This is a genomic window from Paenibacillus sp. AK002 (assembly GCF_053903045.1).
This window is the reverse complement of sequence record NZ_CP096377.1, coordinates 2,377,000-2,394,296: the sequence shown is the minus strand read 5'-3', so window position 1 is coordinate 2,394,296 and position 17,297 is coordinate 2,377,000. Positions and strand designations below refer to the sequence as shown.

The following is a 17,297-nucleotide window of genomic DNA, read 5'->3' as shown; positions in this document are numbered from 1 at the left end:
GCCTAGTCCTGCAACTGCATCATGTCCGCCATTTTTACAAACGTGTATCCCTTATCCTTGAGGCCTTCCAGCACGCGGGGCAGCGCCTCAATGGTATGAATGTCATCCAGCATATGCAGCAAGATGACGCTTCCCGGCCGCGTCTTGGTCATAACCCCGTTCACAATATCGTCGGCACTATTGGAAATGTCCCAATCCAGCGTCGTCACGTCGTACATGGCAATCACCGGGTAACCGACTGCCGCCAACGCTTTGGCCCGTTTATCGTCGACCACGCCGGTCGGCGGACGAAACAGCATGACAGGCTGCTGCTGGATGGCTTCGGTAATGACCTGATGCGCCTTGACGACATCCTGCTGAAGCTCTTCGGGCGTCAGCGATGTAACGACGGGATGGCTGTAGGAATGGTTGGCCACGTCATGCCCGCCCTCCACCATCGCCCGCGCCAAATTCGGATTGCTTTCCACGCCTTTGGCCCGCAGGAAGAAGGTCGCTTTGACATCATGCTCGGCCAAAATATCGAGTATGCGGGTCACCGTTTTGTCGCTTCCGAAATCGTCAAACGTCAGGGCGACTTCTTTTTTGTCGGTATCGACTTGATAAACCAGCTCATACTTCGCCCGTTGATAATCCGGATTGATGCGGGCTGCGTCATATCCCGGAATTTGCTCGAGCGGCTTTCGCTCGCCCCCGTTCTGCACCAGCTCATCCAGCGTAACCAGCCGATATCCGATATCGTCCACGGCCTTGGCAATGTATTTTATGGAAGAGACCACTTCCGGATTGACGTCGGTGTTCATGGAGATGATGCCCCCTCTGGAGACGAACCTCGCCACGTATTCTCCGATAGCTTCGGCACTCTGCATATCGCGGTCCTTCGGATTGATGTTATAGCTGACAACAGCCTTCATTCCAAGATGCGCTGCCGCCAGCGGCACATCTTCCGGGTAATCGCCCGAACGCGTCCGGACATAACGGGGCTGGGCGCCGGTCTCCCGTTCAATAACGTCGTTTGCCAGCTTGATCTCCTTATAGATCTGATCGTAATCCAGCTTGTTCATATCCAGCTGATTGAGCGTATTGTTCTCGATTTCATGGCCTCCGGCCAAGATCGCGCCCGCAATGTCCGGCTCCTCCGCCACTCGGATGCCCGGAAGAAAGAAGGTCGCCTTGATTCCGTATGTTTCCAATTCATCGATCAGTGCCGTCATGGTGGCTTTATCGCCCATGCCGTTAAAGGTAAGCGCCAATTCCTTCCTGGCCGTGTACACGTACGGAATTTCCCTGCTCTTCTCCCCCGTATACCGCTCCACCTTTTGAGCAGGCGCTATCGGACCTCCCGCCTCATCGCTGGAGGCTGCTTTACCGCCAAAAAAACCGCAGCCGCCCATCAACGCCAGGATCGCCAGCAAAGCGGTCATTCGGGTAAACATGCAAAACACTCGGTTACTACTAGAAACTCTCTTCATTTGAATACTCCTTTAATATTTCAAACAGGGCTTATTCTAGAGCCCCTCCTGAACAAACCATTAGAATTTAACACCAACCTGACGTAATTGCTATGCTTTTTTGAAAAAATTCATAAAATTCCACCTTTTTTCAAAAATCAATGATTTAAGAGCTTAGGAATCGTCACCCATCTTATGTCAATATTCGCCTTTTGTCTCAAAGCATGTTCCTCTGCCTGCCGCTCAATGTTTCCCATTATAGAATTCGGTTCTCTACAATTTCTAGACAATACTGCGCAGGCCCGATTCCTCTTCCCTTCCTTGGACAAAAAAATACCCCCGAAAGTCTCTTGGAGACCTTCGGAGGTACGTTGAATGAGTGAATGATATGAAGTTGTTTCCTTGTAACACGGAGCAGAGGCGGCAGGCCATCATGGCAATATCACCGCTCTTCCCCGCCCATCGCGGTTCGTTTGTGGACCCAGGCCTGATAATGATGGACGGCCAATCCCGCGAAGGAGGAATGGTCGCTGCCAAGCTTGGCGGCGCGCAGGGCTTCATCCTCCATCTCCTGCTCGCTCTTGGAATAAAAGGTCAAATGCTCGCCTTCGTCCGTATCCCCGAGCTCCATGCCGATCCACACGGATTTGCCGAGTTCGTCGGCCTGCTCCAGCTCCTCCTTGGACAATTCATACATCTGCTCCCCGCTGTCGCGGTATGCCATAACGGCAATCGCATCCGTATTTTGGATCATCCAGCGGCTGAACGAATCGGTATCCGCTCGGCTCGGTCCAGGTATCGAATCAAGCCAGAACGGAACCGCGGCACTGAACGGGAGACCCTGACGCTTGGCCTCCTGGACCCAGACTTCCGTGTTGGCGCTCCATTCTTCCACCACCTGTTCCTGTTCGCGATCCCACCTGCGAAGCACGTAAGGCTCCACATCGAACTGCACGCCCTCGAATTTCTCCTCGGGGGCGGAAGCCTGGTTGTACTCTTCCAGCCAGGCCAGCAGGTCCATCCCTTTTTGCCGGCCTTCCTCATAAGCCCAGTCGGGGTGGCCGTTCAAAGCATGGACGCTGATGCCCTGCCGATGTGCCGCAGCCACGAAATGGCGGTACTCCTCGTCCGTAACCTCTTGTTGAATTTGCAAAAAGATCGTTGTAATGCCTTCCCTGCGGCTAAAGGCTACAATCTCCTCCGTTTCACTCCGGATCAGACTTGCATCCCACAGCCAGGTAGCTTTGTTTTGATTCACCTTGCCTGACGGAAGAAGAATAAGGATCAGCAGCAAAAGACAGATGCCGGCAGCCAGGATGATCCACTTCGCTTTTGCATCGATATGCCTCAGTCTTCTCGTCCATTTCATCAGATCAAGACAGCCTCGCCCGGCTCAGGCACATGCTGAACGGAATGGCCGATCTTGTAAATATGAGGCTCGGCATACGCTTTAAATGCATTCCGCGTGTCCAAGATCGGCACGCCGGCGGAAGCGATCGAATGATAATCCAGATTGCTGTGGTTCGTAATGAGGACGATGCAATCGTACCGGCTGAATTTCGCGAGATCATACTCCACGCTGCGAATCGTCCCGCCTTGCTTATCCACGAAACTGTTGGCATACGGATCGTAGTAATCCACATAAGCGCCGTTCTCCTTGAACTGTTCGTAAACTTCAAGGCCCGGGGATTCGCGCAAATCGCTGATGTCCGGTTTGTAGGCCATGCCTAGCAGCAGGATATTGGAGCGCTTGATCGATTTGGCATATTCATTCAGAATCGTCGCGGTTTTGTTGATCACGTAGTAAGGCATATTGTCATTGGTGGATTGTGCCAGCTCAATGAATTTGCTGTAAAAGCGGAAGCCCTTGGCCTTCCACGATAAGTACATGGGATCCAGCGGGATGCAGTGGCCGCCGATGCCTGGCCCCGGATAGAACGGCATGAAACCGAACGGCTTGGTGGCCGCCGCATTGATCACTTCCCATACATCGATGCCCATACGGTCGCACATCATCGCCATCTCGTTGACGAAGGCGATATTCACGCTGCGGAACGTATTCTCCAGCAGCTTGGACATTTCCGCAACTTTCGGATTGCTGACGGGTACAACCGTCTCCACGTACTGCTTGTACAGCGCTTCGCCCAGCTTCAGGCAGGCATCCGTCGTTCCGCCGATCACCTTCGGCGTGTTCCGCGTATTAAAGCGGCTGTTGGACGGATCGACCCGTTCCGGCGAGAAGCACAGATAGAAGTCCTGGCCGACCTTGTAACCGAGCTTCTCGATCGGGTGTTGAATCAGTTCCTCCGTGGTTCCCGGATACGTCGTGCTCTCCAGCGTAATTAACAGATTAGGCTTCATGAACCGTTTGAGCTGATCGACTACCATTGTAATGTAGGAAGTATCCGGGTCCTGATTCTCGCTGAGCGGCGTCGGCACACAGATACTGACCGCGTCAATGACGGCGATCATGCTGTAATCCGTTGTCGGCTTAAAGCGTCCGGTCTCCATGCATGCCGCAAGCTCTTCGGACGAGATGTCCGTAATATAGGACTCGCCGCGGTAAATGCGGTCGATTTTGTCGGAATCCAGATCGATGCCGATAACCGTAAATCCTTGTTTCACCATTTCCACAGCCAGCGGCAAGCCTACATAACCTAGTCCCACAACACCCAGTACAGCTTTCTTATTTTCAATGGCACTCAATAAAGTTTCATATTCCTCATTCACAAGTATTCAACCTCCATCGGATGTATAGTCTATTCGTCTATTTCTTTTGTTCGTCGGCCAAAAGACAGACTTGTTTGTTGAACTCTCTCCTTGCGATTAAAGAACCTCTTCAGCTCAACTAATCACGTATCAATCCACAATTCTCATCTAACTAAAAGCTTTAATAACCATGTGTTTAATGAAGGCAGCGGCGGATGCGGGCATCCAGCTCCACCGGCGAGAACGGTTTGGTTACGTAGTCATCGACCCCGTTTTGGAAACATTGGCTGATGGTTTGCTCAACCCGCTTCTCGGTTAACACGACAATTTTCGGCGGCTCCTTCACGTCCAGCTGCTGGATATGATGAATGAACGGCAGGCCGTCGATGCCATGCAGGTTCAGCTCGGTCAGGACAAGATCCGGCTCCCATTTCGGGATGAGCTCCAGTGCCTCCAAGCCATCCACCGCTTCCAGCGTTTCGTAACCCTGCATGGCCAAGCGAATCTGTAAAAATTCCCTCACCGTGGCATCTTGGTCCACGATGAGAATGCGGTTTTGGCCGCTATCCGCTTCCTCCTGCGTGAATATATGAATATCCGAAGAGGTGCTGAGCCTGGCGGTTTCCGCCATCTGCTTCAACGTCTGCCGAGGCGGCGCTTCCGTAAGCGCTGCAAGCGTAATACGCGGGTCCGCTTGCTCGAAACGGCCCTGCAGATGCTGCTTCAGGAGCAGTGCCTGATAATGGGCGGCATCCAGCGTGTAGCCAGGCAGGGTAACGGCCGATACGCCGGTATTGGCGTCGTGCAGAACCTCGCCGTTTACGCCGGACAGCTGGTCCACAAAGCTTTGGACCTCCGCCAGCTCAGCCTCCGTCCCGGACGGATTGCCAGCACAGTACAGAAACAGCAATGCTGTTCCATTGGGATGTTCTCTCACTTCCTCCTCCACGCGGCCGTAAAAATCGACGGCCTGCACGCGTTGCAATGTTGCCGATTGAGACATAACAGTAAGTCCCACCTCTCTTTATATTTTGGTGCTGCATTTGAACCGGGCCTTGAAGTCAAGCCGCCTCGTTCTTATCTTTCCAGCTCTGCCGGGTCATGGTGCCCCATGAATTGTTGTTTTGCAAATATTGAATATGTCCCTGTACTCTCCACAGCACGCCCAGCTGATGGTAACCCACGAACTTGAGCGCAGAGAAGAGGAGCATTTTCACCAGATCGGACAATTTGGTATACCGGCGGAAGGCCATCTCCTCCAGGATAAGGGCTCCCACGCTGAGCAGGTACCCGCTTAAGAAATTGACGAGCCCGAACACGACCAGCACATGCCAATTTGTCATATCCAGCAAAACATATCCAAGCAGAGCCAGAAGGCCCGTAATTCTGAAGTAAGGGTTTAGCGCTTCGAAAATAACGTTGTAGGGCATTGTCAACAAGCCCATGACTTTATATTTCGGATTGAACACCATATCCCGGTTCTCGATCATGTTCTTCAAGTTTCCGCGTCCCCAGCGCTTGCGCTGATTGGACAAAATGTTGTAGCTGTCCGGCGCCTGCGTCCAGCACACCGCTTCAGGACAAAAGGAAACGCGGTATTTGATTTTATTTTCCAGCATATAGCGGTGCAGCTTGATAATGATGTTCATATCTTCACCGGGGTAACCGCCGCGATAGCCGCCAACCGCAATGACATAGTCTTTCCGGAACAAGCCGAAGGCCCCGGAGACGATGATGAGCCCGTTGAAATGGCTCCACCCGATTCGGCCCCCCAGAAAAGCTTTCAAATATTCAATCGATTGAAACATCGGCCACATCCGGCGCGGCAAGGATACGTCCTTAACCTCACCGTTCTCAATCACGCAGCCATTGGCAATCCGGACGTCGCCGCCGATCGCCACCGTCTCCTCGGGATTCTCCATGTACATCCGGGCCATCCGGATCAGCGCATCCTTCTCCAGCAATGAATCCGCATCGATGGAAGAAATCAGCGGATAACGGGACAAGTTGATGCCCGCGTTCAAGGAATCCGCCTTACCGCCGTTCTCCTTGTCAATGAGGTATAGCTGCGGGTACTGCGGATTATAATAAATGCCCCGCACCTTGTTCGTGCTGATGTTGCCGCGGATCTCCGGATTGGGCAGCAGTGTCAACCCATACTCCTCAATCAGCACCTTCAGCGTTTCGTCGGAGGATCCGTCATTGATGACGATGACCTCGTAGGTTGGATAGTTCAGCGTCATGAGGCAGCGGACATTCTCCGCGATCGTCAGCTCTTCGTTATAGGCCGGGACCAGCAAGGATACCGATGGTACCAATTCCGAGCCCGAAAGCGTATTGTATTTCGAATACGTCGCGCGTCTGAAAATATCCTTAATATTTCTGAAAGAAAACATCAGAATTACAAAATAAAGCGCGCTAACGATCATGACGTAATAAATCGCCACCATCCCGTAAGTGAGCAGGATATCTCTAAGCAGTGTAATCTCCTCCTACTCCTGCAACCGTGCCGATCCGTTTGTTCGTTTGAACGCCGAAATAACGATCGTACACCAGTTTTCTTTTATTAAATGCCACCATTTGCTCGACCTGCTCGTATTCGCCTTCGTTGGACATGATCCGTTCGATCCGGTACAGGGCCGTTTCCCTGGCTGGACCTTCTCCTGTGAGCGCGGCTTGGCACAAGGTCTCGAAGCCTTGTTCTCCCAACATGGCAAGACTCTCCGCGCTGTTGTTCCGCACATGCCAATTCTCGTCCTTCAGGGCTGAAGCCAGGAGCGGAATGCTGCCTGCGGCATGAAGCCGTCCGAGCGCTTTCGCCGCTGCCGCCCGCACTTCCCACTCATGATCATTCATGAGCGCCGCAATGGTGTCATCCTTCAGGGCCGGGTTCGAGCCAAGATACAGCTTGACGGCCTCGGCACGCACGTCCTTCTCCTCGGATCCGACCAATCGGTCGAGTGCCGGCACGACTGCCGGAATGGCCTGTCCCCACATGGCAACAAGCGAAACCTTGACTAGCCCGGGATCGGGATCGTCCAGTAGCTTGCGCATGAGGCTGGCCGAATCCAGCCGGGTCTCCAGCAAAATATCGGCAGCCATATGGTGAATGGCTTTATCGTAAGACAGCAGCTTGGACAACATTTCCCGAATCTGCTGGGACGAAACCGCGCTCTTGGCAATTGCCCGCGCAATGATGATGGTCATCGGACCGTATTTCGTCCGGTTCATCAGCTGCTGGAGCTGCGGAACGGCCTCTTCCGCCCGCATCCCGCCGAGGCGGTAGACCGCTTCAATACGGCGGTCTTTCCTCATGCTGGATAATGCCCGAATTTCCTGTTCCACAAACCCGGCGTCCCGGCACAAACGCAGGAGCTTCTCTCTGGCGTCGCCTTTGAATTGCTCGATCCACTCCATAAACTTGGCTTGAATGACCCGGCGTTCGGCCGACGTCAATTTGCCTGGCGGCAGCTCCAGCGTCGTATCATCATGCAGATGACTCTGCACATACACAAAGTAATCATGGTGTTTTTCCGTAAATCGTTCCGTTTCTCTTTGTATGGCATTATGCTTGATCTTCATTTGGAACAACAGGATAATGCCGGCTGCAATCAGGCCGAGGCATACATAGACAAAGACGTATGCCATTTCTAAATTTGAAAACATCTCCGATGGCTCCTCCTTTTATTTAGCATCTGGCTGCCGCCCCGTTTCAGGGAGACGCGTGAATATTTCCTGCATATCGTAATAGCTTTGCTTCAAGCGTTCGCTGTATTGGGTTGCTTCCCACAGCTCCCATGTATAAGGCTCGATGTCCGACAGATTAATGGACTGCTCCGATCCTGAAGCTGGTTTGCCGGTGTTCTCGGATCTTTCAGTAATCCATGGAACCAGCCGGATACCGTCCGCCGTGGTCGTGCTGAACGTGCGCTTGTCTTGAAGCGGACTGTAGTCCAGCACCTGCAGCGAGCTCGGATCTCCGAATCCCAGCAGCATCCACGGAATCCTCATCTCGACGAAGCGGTCTTGATACTGCCATGCCGTAAGAGAGTTGAAATCCGGAGATTCCGGATCGCTGGTTCCCCGTTTCAGCGTTCCCACCGTTTCATCCACGAACGGATGGGAGAATCGGGTGTCCGGCGGATTCATCAGCAGGCTGATGGCCAGCTTCCAGGAATGGAACGAGCCGCCCGGTACGACGGGATCGTCCTTCGTTCCCTTGGCTTCCTCTCCCGGCAGCATCCAATAGCCTTCCTTGCCGTACAGCCGGCTGTGGAAATCGTAAGATGGCGCTATGGTTACCTGGGATTCGTCCTCTTGGCCTACCTGAATCAACGTTTCCAAAGCCCCGCCGGTGAGCGTTCGTCCCGCCAGCTCTTTCTTCGGTATATCGCCGCCAGGGATGGTGTCCGCTCCGATGAAGAGTTTGGAACGTTCGGGATCGAATGCCTCGTCCAGCTCCATGCCGATATACAGATAAGCCTCGTCATGCGTCAATTTCATGTTTTTTACGCCCGGAGCCGTACCGGACCAGGTTTTGACTTCCCCTTCAGGAACCTTATCCCAGTCGGTCAAATCCCCGTCGATCGTAATTTGTTCCGCTTTACCCGGCTGCATTGCCAGAACGCCGAACATCTTTTCGTTGGTCAGCACATTCAACCAGAATGCCCGGCGGTCTGCCGGTATTTCAAAAGGCATCGTATTCCATGTTTTCTTGAACCATTCGTCCTGCCACATGAACAAAATCGCTCCGGAATAGCCTTCGTCGTAAATATCCTGAGTCAGCGAGACATTCACTTGGCCTTGCTCCGCTTCGTCATGTCCCCCTTGGTCCTTTCCTCCAGGACCGTGGTGGGAAATACCGATGGAGGAGGGCACGCCGTACTCGGTAACCATGATCGGCATATCCTCGAATTCTGCCTTCAATTTTCGCAAATAAGCTTTGTACGTGTTGTAGCCCCCGTCCCCGTCGGGGAGGGTCTGCAATGTTTTGTCCGTCCGGAAAAAATCCGGATAGTACGGGTACACATGGTATGCCGCAAAATATCCCGCATCCCAGTTCACCGGTTCGACGTGCCTTGCATCGACGGACACCAGGTCTTCTTCAAACAGCGGTTCCCCCGGATGCTCAAGCACATCCGTCGTGACCCAATTGGTAAATGTCATCGGATGCTGCCACCCGTACTTCTGCTCTTCGGCAGCCGTGTAGTCCAATAAAGATGCCAGCCAATTCTCGAAGGGACTTGCGTCCTCCGTCCCCGAGAAATAGGACCCCTTATACTGAGGGACACCCTTATGTACCTTGTTGGTGTTATCAACCATGGCTGGGTCCCATTCCGTACCCACATGCCAGGCCATGAGGTACTTGCCCGCATTGACCTTATACTTGCCGCTCGACTGTCCATGTTTGGGCTCAACGTTGATATCCCCGTAAACTGCTGCGACAGCCTTCGAGATCTCCGCTTTAAACGTTTGGACGATTTCTTCGTCATACGCATCCCGACGCTCGATTAGCTGCTCCTCCGGCGACCAAATGCCCTGCATGAAGTACAGGGGATCATCGCCCTTATCCCGGTTGTATTTCACCAGCGCGGAATAAAAGACCGGATTATGCACCGTGTAGACCCTAATGACGTTTGCTCCCATTTCATCGATCTGTTTGAACCAGCGCAGATAATCTTCCTCGGAGGCCGGCAGCTCGCCGGGAAAATGCCCGGGTACGGTTGCGCCCAGGTTCACGCCCTTGGCAAAAACCTCTTTCCAAACCTCTTCATCCTCATATACCAGAAAGGAGGTTCCCTCTGTTTTGAATTTCATTTTCACGCCGTCCGCATCCGCATACGTTTTTAATGACGGCCGTAGATATCCTAAGATTACAGCGGCACCGCAGAGAAGCACTATAGTGCAAAATGCTGCGACCACCCACCATTTTCGCCTGCTCATCGTCTTCGTTGCTCACCTGCCCTTTCTTTGACATGCTTGTTGCTGCACCGACATATGACGACTGAGCCATACTCGTCATTCTATAGCCGATGCGCTCCCGATACCATATTCCTTCTTTACCAACTTTTCCGATCTCGATAGTAGTCAAAAAGAAGTAAAACAAACTTCTTCCATAATTTTCCCCCGATAAATCAAATCGCTGCTCCTTCCTGCCTGTTCGTTGACAACTTCACAGCCTGATGCTAGTTGTGTGAAACCAACGTGCGTTTGCCCTGACAAGGCTGGAACCGAACGACTTCATCCCATCCGTGAGATACAGCGAGATTTACGAATATTTTCAGAAAATTTTCGCGAATCGTAATGTTAAACGCAAAAAAATTGCTAAAGTTCCGGTCATTTTTACATCATTATCCATAGTTATGACAAATTTGATACCAAAGTCGTATAAAAAAACGGCTGAGAACCGCATTCTGTAAAGGTTTGGCAATATTAACCTTTTATACAAAATGAGAATAGAGTCCTGTACCGGGATTGTGTAATATTCTATAGATTTGATAACCAGGATCAAGTGGTAAGTATCGCCTATTTTTCGGGATTTCGGTTTGGATTTCCCCTCATTGCGTTATATAAATTAGTTTGGCTAATGTTCAAATCTGCGGTGCGACAACATAAATCAGACCCGGTCCATTGTCGGTCCGGGTCTGTTGTTGACGATATGAGCTTGAAGAACTTGCCATGATTACCGTTTATTCATCAAAGAAAAAACTGCCTTCACCACCAAAAAGTCGGATATCTTCGTTCCTTTACCGCATTATTGACAAGCAGAGCCACCACCACGATCATGACCGAGCCGACGAGCACAGGCGTGAACAGGAATGACCAGCCGCTGCCAGCCATAATAACGACCAAGGGGTCTGCGCCGGCGGGAGGATGGGTCGTCTTGGTCATTCCCATCAGGCTGATCGCGGCCCCCACCCCGATCGCCATGGCCCATATTCCGTCACCCAGGACCTCCAGCGTTACAAGTCCCGTAAGCGTGGAAATAAGATGCCCTCCGACCAGGTTTCTTGGTTGTGATAACGGCGCATCCCAGACTGCAAACGCCAGCACGCAGCTCGCCCCAAAAGGCGCCATGATCCATGGACTTCCTGCAAGCGCGGAGAGAAGGGCCAGTAAGCCGATCGAAACGGCACCCCCGATAAAGCCAACGGCGAGATTCATGGGACGAACGGTCAACGGACTTCTAGCCCCCCCTTTCATTTTCTGCAAATAAGAATCAGCTTGATCCTTCATAACAAATCCTCCATATTCATAATTAACTAGTTATTTAGTTATATATAAAATAACGATTTAAAACTATACATGTCAATACCTTTGTTGTACATTTACAGTTTATTGTGTAAAGTTAAATTACTAGTTGACTAGGAAAGAAGGTCTCGATATGTCGCACAAGCTCATGCTTCGAGTCGACCCGCACGCTCCCATGAATGTCAGCACGCAAGTCAAGGAACAGTTAAAGTGGCTGATTGGTATTGGACAGATCGAACCATTCGATATGCTGCCCCCGGCGGGCGCGCTCGCGGACAACCTCGGGCTGAACCGCAACACCGTAAACTTGGTGTACAATCAGCTGAAGGACGAGGGGATCGTCTCCATGCATAAAGGCAAAGGAACGCAGGTTCTGAACAACCCTCAGGTAGAAGAGCTTCGAAATCGCAGAAAGCTGATGCATGAGCTCGCAGAGCGAACGACGGAGGAGCTAGGCTCCCTTCATATCCCGGCGAGCGAGTTCTTTGCCGCATCCCTTGCCTATACGCTGCTGCAGGAGCCTGTCCTGAACGCAGAGCGGCGAATTCTGTTCATCGAATGTAAAGGGCATGATTTTCCCTTCTATCAGAAAGCGATTGAGGAAATTACGGGCGCGGAAGTCAAAACGGTGTTTCTGGAGGATTTGTTGGCGGGAGAACAAGCGCTGATCGAAGCTTTCGACTATTCGAGCCTCATTGTCACGACGCTTAATCATGATTCCGAAGTCAAGGCCCTATGCAGCAAATACGACAAAAAAGCATTCGTTATTGGAGCGAATGCGGAAACGTCGGTCCTGCTTGATATTGCCCGGCTGACACCGGGCAGCCATCTCAGTTTTGTCTGCCTTGGGAAGGCAGGTGCGCAGTGGATGGCCAGCCGTGTTCAAGAAGCGGGTATCGATGGGGTCCGGGCCAGCATGGCCGGCCTGGATCATCGGGAAGACCTGCTGCAGCGGATCGAGCAATCCGATCAGGTTTATGCCTCTGATGCCGTATATGAAGCGGTTCGATCGTTAGCTCCCGGCAAGGTGAAGCTGTTTCCCATGGCACTGGAGAAGAGTAGTGTGAACATGCTAAGAGACATGATCTGAAGCCCATAGGAAAAAACGCCCACTGTTTAAACAGGGGCGTTTTTACTTTGGAATATGTCCATCCATCCGCGACGGATGTCCCACACTTTGGCTGCCGACAGCCCTCAAACGAGGAGTCAATTGCTGTTACCCTCGACATCCGACCGCTGACCCAAGTGTCATTTCCGAGAATTCAGCAGGTCAAGCAGTCGATTTACCCCGACCACCTGGATCAAGCAGCCATATAAACCCATATGATTTCGAAACGTCAATTCGTAATTGGCAGCTTCGCAATAAAAATGCTGCCTCACCCGTTCATGTGAGACAGCATGGTCTTTAAATGAAATGTTCGCAGCCCCTCAAGCCAGCTTACCGGAAATCCGGTCAATGGTCTCTTCGTCCGAAACCACATACAGCCTCGCATCCCGCGGAATCGGCAAATCGAGCTTGCGGTTGATGCTGAGGTCACTGCGATCGGAGATCAGCGTCGCTCCTTGCCGCAGCAGATCCTGAAATGCATCCCCGTAGGTCTTCCATGCGGGGTTTAATGCCACTTCGTAAATATCGTCGCCGTGCTGGCGGCTGAGCAGCTGCATCAGCACATCCGAGTTTCCTTCCTGCAGCGCCGCCCGCACCGCCAATCGGGAAACGGCATCGTGCGAGAGGACAAACTCGTTTACTTGATTGTGGCGGAAATTCTGCACATGCTTCTCCTGCATGATCTCCACCGTGGTATGTACGTCCGGCGCAATCCGCTCGATGCTGGAAACAATCAGGAGCGACTTGCCGTCCACCAGCGCCGATTCGTCGATCCGGGCGTCCGCGAAGACAATGGCCGACTTGGCCTCCAAAATGTTGGCTCTCATCAGCACGTCATCCGATGCAGGATCGCCGCTTACAAAATGCACCTGTTCGAGATGCTCCACGGGATGCCGGCTGGAATCGTCGATGACCACGATCTCGGACTGCGGCGAATACGACAGAATCTCGTCGATCGCGGACATCGCTTTTTTGCTCCAATTGATAATGATGACATGGCCGCTGCCCTTAAAATTCAACCTGCCCGCTCCTCTCTGCCGCTGCATGCTTCCAAACGATTCGATCACTTTACCGATCACTAAACTGAGCAGCCCGATACCGAAGATATAGATGAATATCGTTAAGATCTTGCCCGGCACGGTAGCTGCATAATAATCGCCATAACCAACGGTGGCCATCGTGGTAAGCACCCAGTAAAGGGCGTTAAACCAATGGTGAAACGTTTCCGGCTCCAGCAGGAATGCCAGGGTCGAGCAAAGCACCACAAACAGCACCACGATCACGCTGATCGTTGTTTTACGCAGACGCATCATTTTCAAAGATAATCTCAGAAAAAAGTGCACGCTCCTGCTCCTCTCCCCATTGGTGCAAATCGGCCTAAATGATCAGGCTGCTGATCGCAAAAGCTGTGCCGATGAACACCATGGCCAGCAGGATGCCGATCGCTACGTTGCCCTTTTGCAGGTGCTCGGAAATTCGAAGACCCGGCGTCGCCAGCTCGAATACCCAATAGGCAACGATCAAGCATACATATCCAACGGCAAACCACAGTATCATATGCCATATCGATGAATTCGTATATGCCGATATGCCCAAAATAATGGCCGTTGCCATAAACTTGCCGCCAAATGCCAGACCAACCGCGACATTGCCTTTCTTCAGCTCTTCCATGTCGTTAAACCGGGTCATCCAGCTGAAAATCAGCATGCCCAGCAATTGAAGCACGATAATACAGATCACACTTATAACAATATTAATGACGACCGTCAATCCGCCCACCCCCGAAATTTTGCATAGGCCAAGTCGTAATCGGCGAAATCATGCACTTCCTCCAATACAACATCAACCGTGTCCTTCTTCTCCAATGCGGCATAACGCTTCTCGTCGATCGGCTGCTTGATCCGGTTGCCCGTCGGCAGCTCAACAACGGCAAAATGCCTGGTGTCTTTTTTGTACGTTGTTTTATATACCCCAACCAGCTTCACGTCGGTTTTGACGGTCACTTTCAGGTTGGCCAAATCCGATTCCGCCGTCTTTTTATCCTTGAACGACTTAATGGTCTGCCAGGACGATAACCGGATATCGTTGCGCTGATTCGCATCCGTGGTCAGCTCGGCGTCCATGAATTGCAGCGTCCAAACTTTGTCCCCTGTAGCATAGTTGTTATCGTTAGGCAGGAGCTCGTTATCCGGCAGGACGGTCATGTCGCCGCCAATCAAATCGCCGACGGTCCCTTCAATGATGCGATAGTCCCAAGGCACGCGACTAGAGGCCGAAGATACTTCCTCCGATCCGGTATGGAACACGGTGGAGCTGCCGCCGGAGCATGCGCTCAGCGCTAAAACCATAAGGGATAAGATAAGCACCGCCAGGACGACCGGAGGTTTCCTCTTTCCCTTCGGAGCACCGCTTTGCTGCCTTTTCTCTTGTTTCAACTGCATTTATTTCACTCCCATTGCGATAAAATGGCTCGAATTGCCCGTAATCAAACCGCCCGCCCGTCCCAGCAATCCGCATGGGATACCATTAAGGACGAACAACCCCGTCAGCAAATGAAATTCCCCTTCCGCCGTCTCGACGCGAGCCAGCTCGGCCCTCCTCTGATAGACCGTCGGAAACATGACGCTAGTATCATATCCGTCCTGATCCTCTACCTCGAGCTGTCCTGTCTGGTCGTACAGTTTGACAGAACCACCCTCTCGGCCGAACATCGACTTCGATACGAAATTGCCGGAGAACACGGGTTTGTTGTATGTCGGCAGCATATATTTGACGATCGCTTCGCGTTCTTGCTCATCGAACAATAGGCCCAGCTCATACATGCCCCACATGGCGGCCAGCAAGCCTTTGGACTGCAGCAGAATGCTGTGCGGCGAGTTGAACAGCTGGAGTCGCCCCGTCTCGATGGCATAGGCAAGCGCATCTCCGCCATCATCGACGGACATCCATTCCTTCGGATAAAGAGCAAACATCCGGTGAATCTCCCGGCCTTCGCCGTCCTTCAGCATGCCTTCGTCCACCCATAGATCCAGGCAATCCACCAGCTTGATATCCAGCCCGCTGTGCCGGACCAATGCTTCGATCGTGCCGGAGTCCTCCAGATGCTCGCCGTAAGCAATGCATGCGGCCGTATCCGGACGCTCTGCCGCCCACGCTTGTGCCACCAGCTCTTGCATCCGCTCATTGGGAGAATAGACGCCGGCCTGAGCGCACATCCACGGCGTTGCAATGGAAGCCTCAACATACCCTGTGGGTGTGTCCGCATTCAGCTCCAGCAGCTTGATGCTGCCGTCATGGGCAATCGCAAAGTCAAATCTGGCATACCGGCTGATCAACCCTTCCTCCGGCAGCGGACATTCGTCCAGCATCTGCCACAGGATCGGCGGAATGCCGATCAAGCTGTAAATATGATGGTTGCGATGGACGTAACGAACGGTTTTGTCCAGCGTCGCCCACAGTACCGCAGCGGCTTCTTCCAGCTCGCGATAGGTCTCTTGACGTATGGTGACGATTTGGTCTATCCAGTAGGCTTCCCCTTCCAAATTCGCCCAGGTAAAGCCAAGCTCTGCGAGCTCCGATACCCGCCCATCCCGATTGGGGTCAGGCTGTCCCGAAACGGTAAACACGCTTTCGCGGCTCATCCGCCAAAACCGCCGGATCTGGAACTGGATTTCGAACCCGAGGAACTGAAGCCGCTGGAATTGCCGCCAATGCCGCCGGACTTGGACGATGTGGAGCGGCGCGTTATCGTGCCCGAAGAGGACGTTGAGGTCTTGGGACGGACATTGGAGTTCACCACCGGTTTGTTCTGGAACGTACCGCTCGAATACGTGCGGGGTTTGTAAGGCTTGCCGTTATTCGCGTAATATCCGCGATGATTGTTGTACCATCCGCTGGAGGAATAGTAGGAGCCGTTGTTGAACAGCATGTGGTAGAGCAGCAGATCATCCCAGCCGAAACCGGAATTGTAGCCGCCATAGTTATTGATTACCGTCGTTCCCCCGCCTGATCCTGCAGATGCTCCTTCCGCCGGCTCTTCCTCGAATTCTTCTGCGCTAGGGAACGGGATGTTCCAGTCCACGTTCTTGTCAAAATACTTCTTTACTTCTTCCGTCGACCAGGATACCAGCTGCGGCTCTTCGGATGAGGTAACCGCTTCCGAAGCGAGATCCTTCGCTGCCGCGCCCGACACCAAAAACGCATTCGCCAACAAGGCGATGCCGAGCGAGCTTGACAAGACTCGAATCGGTTTGCCTTCCGGCGTCAGCCATTTGGAAGCGGGCTGGTCTTTTTTGTCTTTTTCATTACTCAAGATGATGTCTCCTTTCGGACAGAATTAATCGTTCCGCATCGGAACGAGCAGAAGCTCCAGTTTGCCCGTGTCCACGTTTAATCTGCCTTCGATCGTTTCATATTCCCTGCCGCCCGCGACGATATAATTCACGTGCTCCAGCGCAGCGACCATGTTCATCGTCCATGCCCGCTCTTCAATCTGCACCAGCTCACCGTCCGGTCTTTTTTCAAACAAAATAACGTTCATTCCATAATCCATGATGACAACCCCTTCCATCTAAAGCAGTGAGTATTGTTACGCATTATATTGGGAATCGTTTCAAAAATCTATGATGGGCTCTCGGCGCTTGGACGAAAAATTTGCTGCAAAAAGACACAATCCATATAATAACATCGCTACTGATTATTTACACCTTCGAATTACCATTAAAAAACTCTTGAAAACGAACATTCTAGACGCGCAATGCCTGATTATTTACGTTTTATAA

The 17,297-nt window shown here is 52.3% G+C and carries 15 protein-coding genes; 1 reads left to right on the top strand and 14 read right to left on the bottom strand.

Going from position 1 to position 17,297, the window contains the following annotated elements; translation table 11 throughout:
* Window positions 1-2: 2 nt before the first annotated feature.
* The 8 genes from M1D70_RS10475 to M1D70_RS10440 form a co-directional block, all read right to left on the bottom strand.
* Window positions 3-1,421, bottom strand: coding sequence for a polysaccharide deacetylase family protein (locus tag M1D70_RS10475; RefSeq protein WP_456289825.1), 1,419 nt, complete (start codon window positions 1,419-1,421; stop codon window positions 3-5).
* Window positions 1,422-1,890: 469 nt separating this feature from the next.
* Window positions 1,891-2,817 carry a hypothetical protein gene (locus M1D70_RS10470; RefSeq protein WP_456289824.1) on the bottom strand — a complete coding sequence of 309 codons (927 nt, stop codon included), beginning with the start codon at window positions 2,815-2,817 and terminating at the stop codon, window positions 1,891-1,893.
* A complete protein-coding gene (locus M1D70_RS10465) occupies window positions 2,817-4,178 on the bottom strand; it encodes a nucleotide sugar dehydrogenase (RefSeq protein ID WP_009592070.1) in 1,362 nt (453 codons plus the stop codon). The genes M1D70_RS10470 and M1D70_RS10465 overlap by 1 nt, the downstream gene beginning before the upstream one ends.
* A 175-nt stretch (window positions 4,179-4,353) precedes the next feature.
* Window positions 4,354-5,160, bottom strand: a complete 807-nt coding sequence (locus tag M1D70_RS10460; RefSeq protein ID WP_009592069.1) for a response regulator transcription factor — start codon at window positions 5,158-5,160, stop codon at window positions 4,354-4,356.
* Window positions 5,161-5,218: 58 nt separating this feature from the next.
* Window positions 5,219-6,607 (bottom strand): glycosyltransferase family 2 protein, encoded by a 1,389-nt coding sequence (locus M1D70_RS10455; protein WP_015734403.1) that lies wholly within the window; start codon window positions 6,605-6,607, stop codon window positions 5,219-5,221.
* A gap of 22 nt (window positions 6,608-6,629) precedes the next feature.
* On the bottom strand, window positions 6,630-7,823 hold the full coding sequence (locus M1D70_RS10450) for a HEAT repeat domain-containing protein (protein WP_009593076.1): 1,194 nt from the start codon (window positions 7,821-7,823) through the stop codon (window positions 6,630-6,632).
* A gap of 18 nt (window positions 7,824-7,841) precedes the next feature.
* Complete coding sequence (locus M1D70_RS10445; RefSeq protein WP_456289823.1) at window positions 7,842-10,100, bottom strand: hypothetical protein; 2,259 nt, start codon at window positions 10,098-10,100, stop codon at window positions 7,842-7,844.
* 771 nt (window positions 10,101-10,871) lie between these two features.
* Window positions 10,872-11,393, bottom strand: a complete 522-nt coding sequence (locus tag M1D70_RS10440; protein WP_009593077.1) for an HPP family protein — start codon at window positions 11,391-11,393, stop codon at window positions 10,872-10,874.
* Between the two features lie 148 nt (window positions 11,394-11,541).
* Here M1D70_RS10440 and M1D70_RS10435 point away from each other — a divergent pair, with 148 nt between their 5' ends.
* On the top strand, window positions 11,542-12,498 hold the full coding sequence (locus M1D70_RS10435) for a GntR family transcriptional regulator (protein WP_456289822.1): 957 nt from the start codon (window positions 11,542-11,544) through the stop codon (window positions 12,496-12,498).
* 338 nt (window positions 12,499-12,836) lie between these two features.
* Here M1D70_RS10435 and M1D70_RS10430 read toward each other — a convergent pair whose 3' ends face one another.
* Genes M1D70_RS10430 through M1D70_RS10405 form a run of 6 tightly spaced genes read right to left on the bottom strand, consistent with a single transcriptional unit; the run spans window position 12,837 to window position 17,068 of the window.
* Window positions 12,837-13,859: an ion channel gene (locus tag M1D70_RS10430; protein ID WP_456289821.1), complete on the bottom strand. Its 1,023-nt coding sequence runs from the start codon at window positions 13,857-13,859 to the stop codon at window positions 12,837-12,839.
* Between the two features lie 34 nt (window positions 13,860-13,893).
* The gene (locus tag M1D70_RS10425) at window positions 13,894-14,286 is read right to left on the bottom strand and encodes a DUF350 domain-containing protein (protein WP_009592598.1); all 393 of its coding nucleotides are present in this window, start codon (window positions 14,284-14,286) and stop codon (window positions 13,894-13,896) included.
* On the bottom strand, window positions 14,283-14,957 hold the full coding sequence (locus tag M1D70_RS10420; protein WP_456289820.1) for a signal peptide protein: 675 nt from the start codon (window positions 14,955-14,957) through the stop codon (window positions 14,283-14,285). Before M1D70_RS10420 ends, M1D70_RS10425 begins: the two co-directional genes overlap by 4 nt.
* Window positions 14,958-16,157 (bottom strand): glutathionylspermidine synthase family protein, encoded by a 1,200-nt coding sequence (locus tag M1D70_RS10415; protein ID WP_456289819.1) that lies wholly within the window; start codon window positions 16,155-16,157, stop codon window positions 14,958-14,960.
* On the bottom strand, window positions 16,154-16,828 hold the full coding sequence (locus M1D70_RS10410; protein WP_009592614.1) for a hypothetical protein: 675 nt from the start codon (window positions 16,826-16,828) through the stop codon (window positions 16,154-16,156). Before M1D70_RS10410 ends, M1D70_RS10415 begins: the two co-directional genes overlap by 4 nt.
* 24 nt (window positions 16,829-16,852) lie before the next feature.
* On the bottom strand, window positions 16,853-17,068 hold the full coding sequence (locus M1D70_RS10405; RefSeq protein WP_015734394.1) for a hypothetical protein: 216 nt from the start codon (window positions 17,066-17,068) through the stop codon (window positions 16,853-16,855).
* Between the last annotated feature and the right edge of the window lie 229 nt (window positions 17,069-17,297).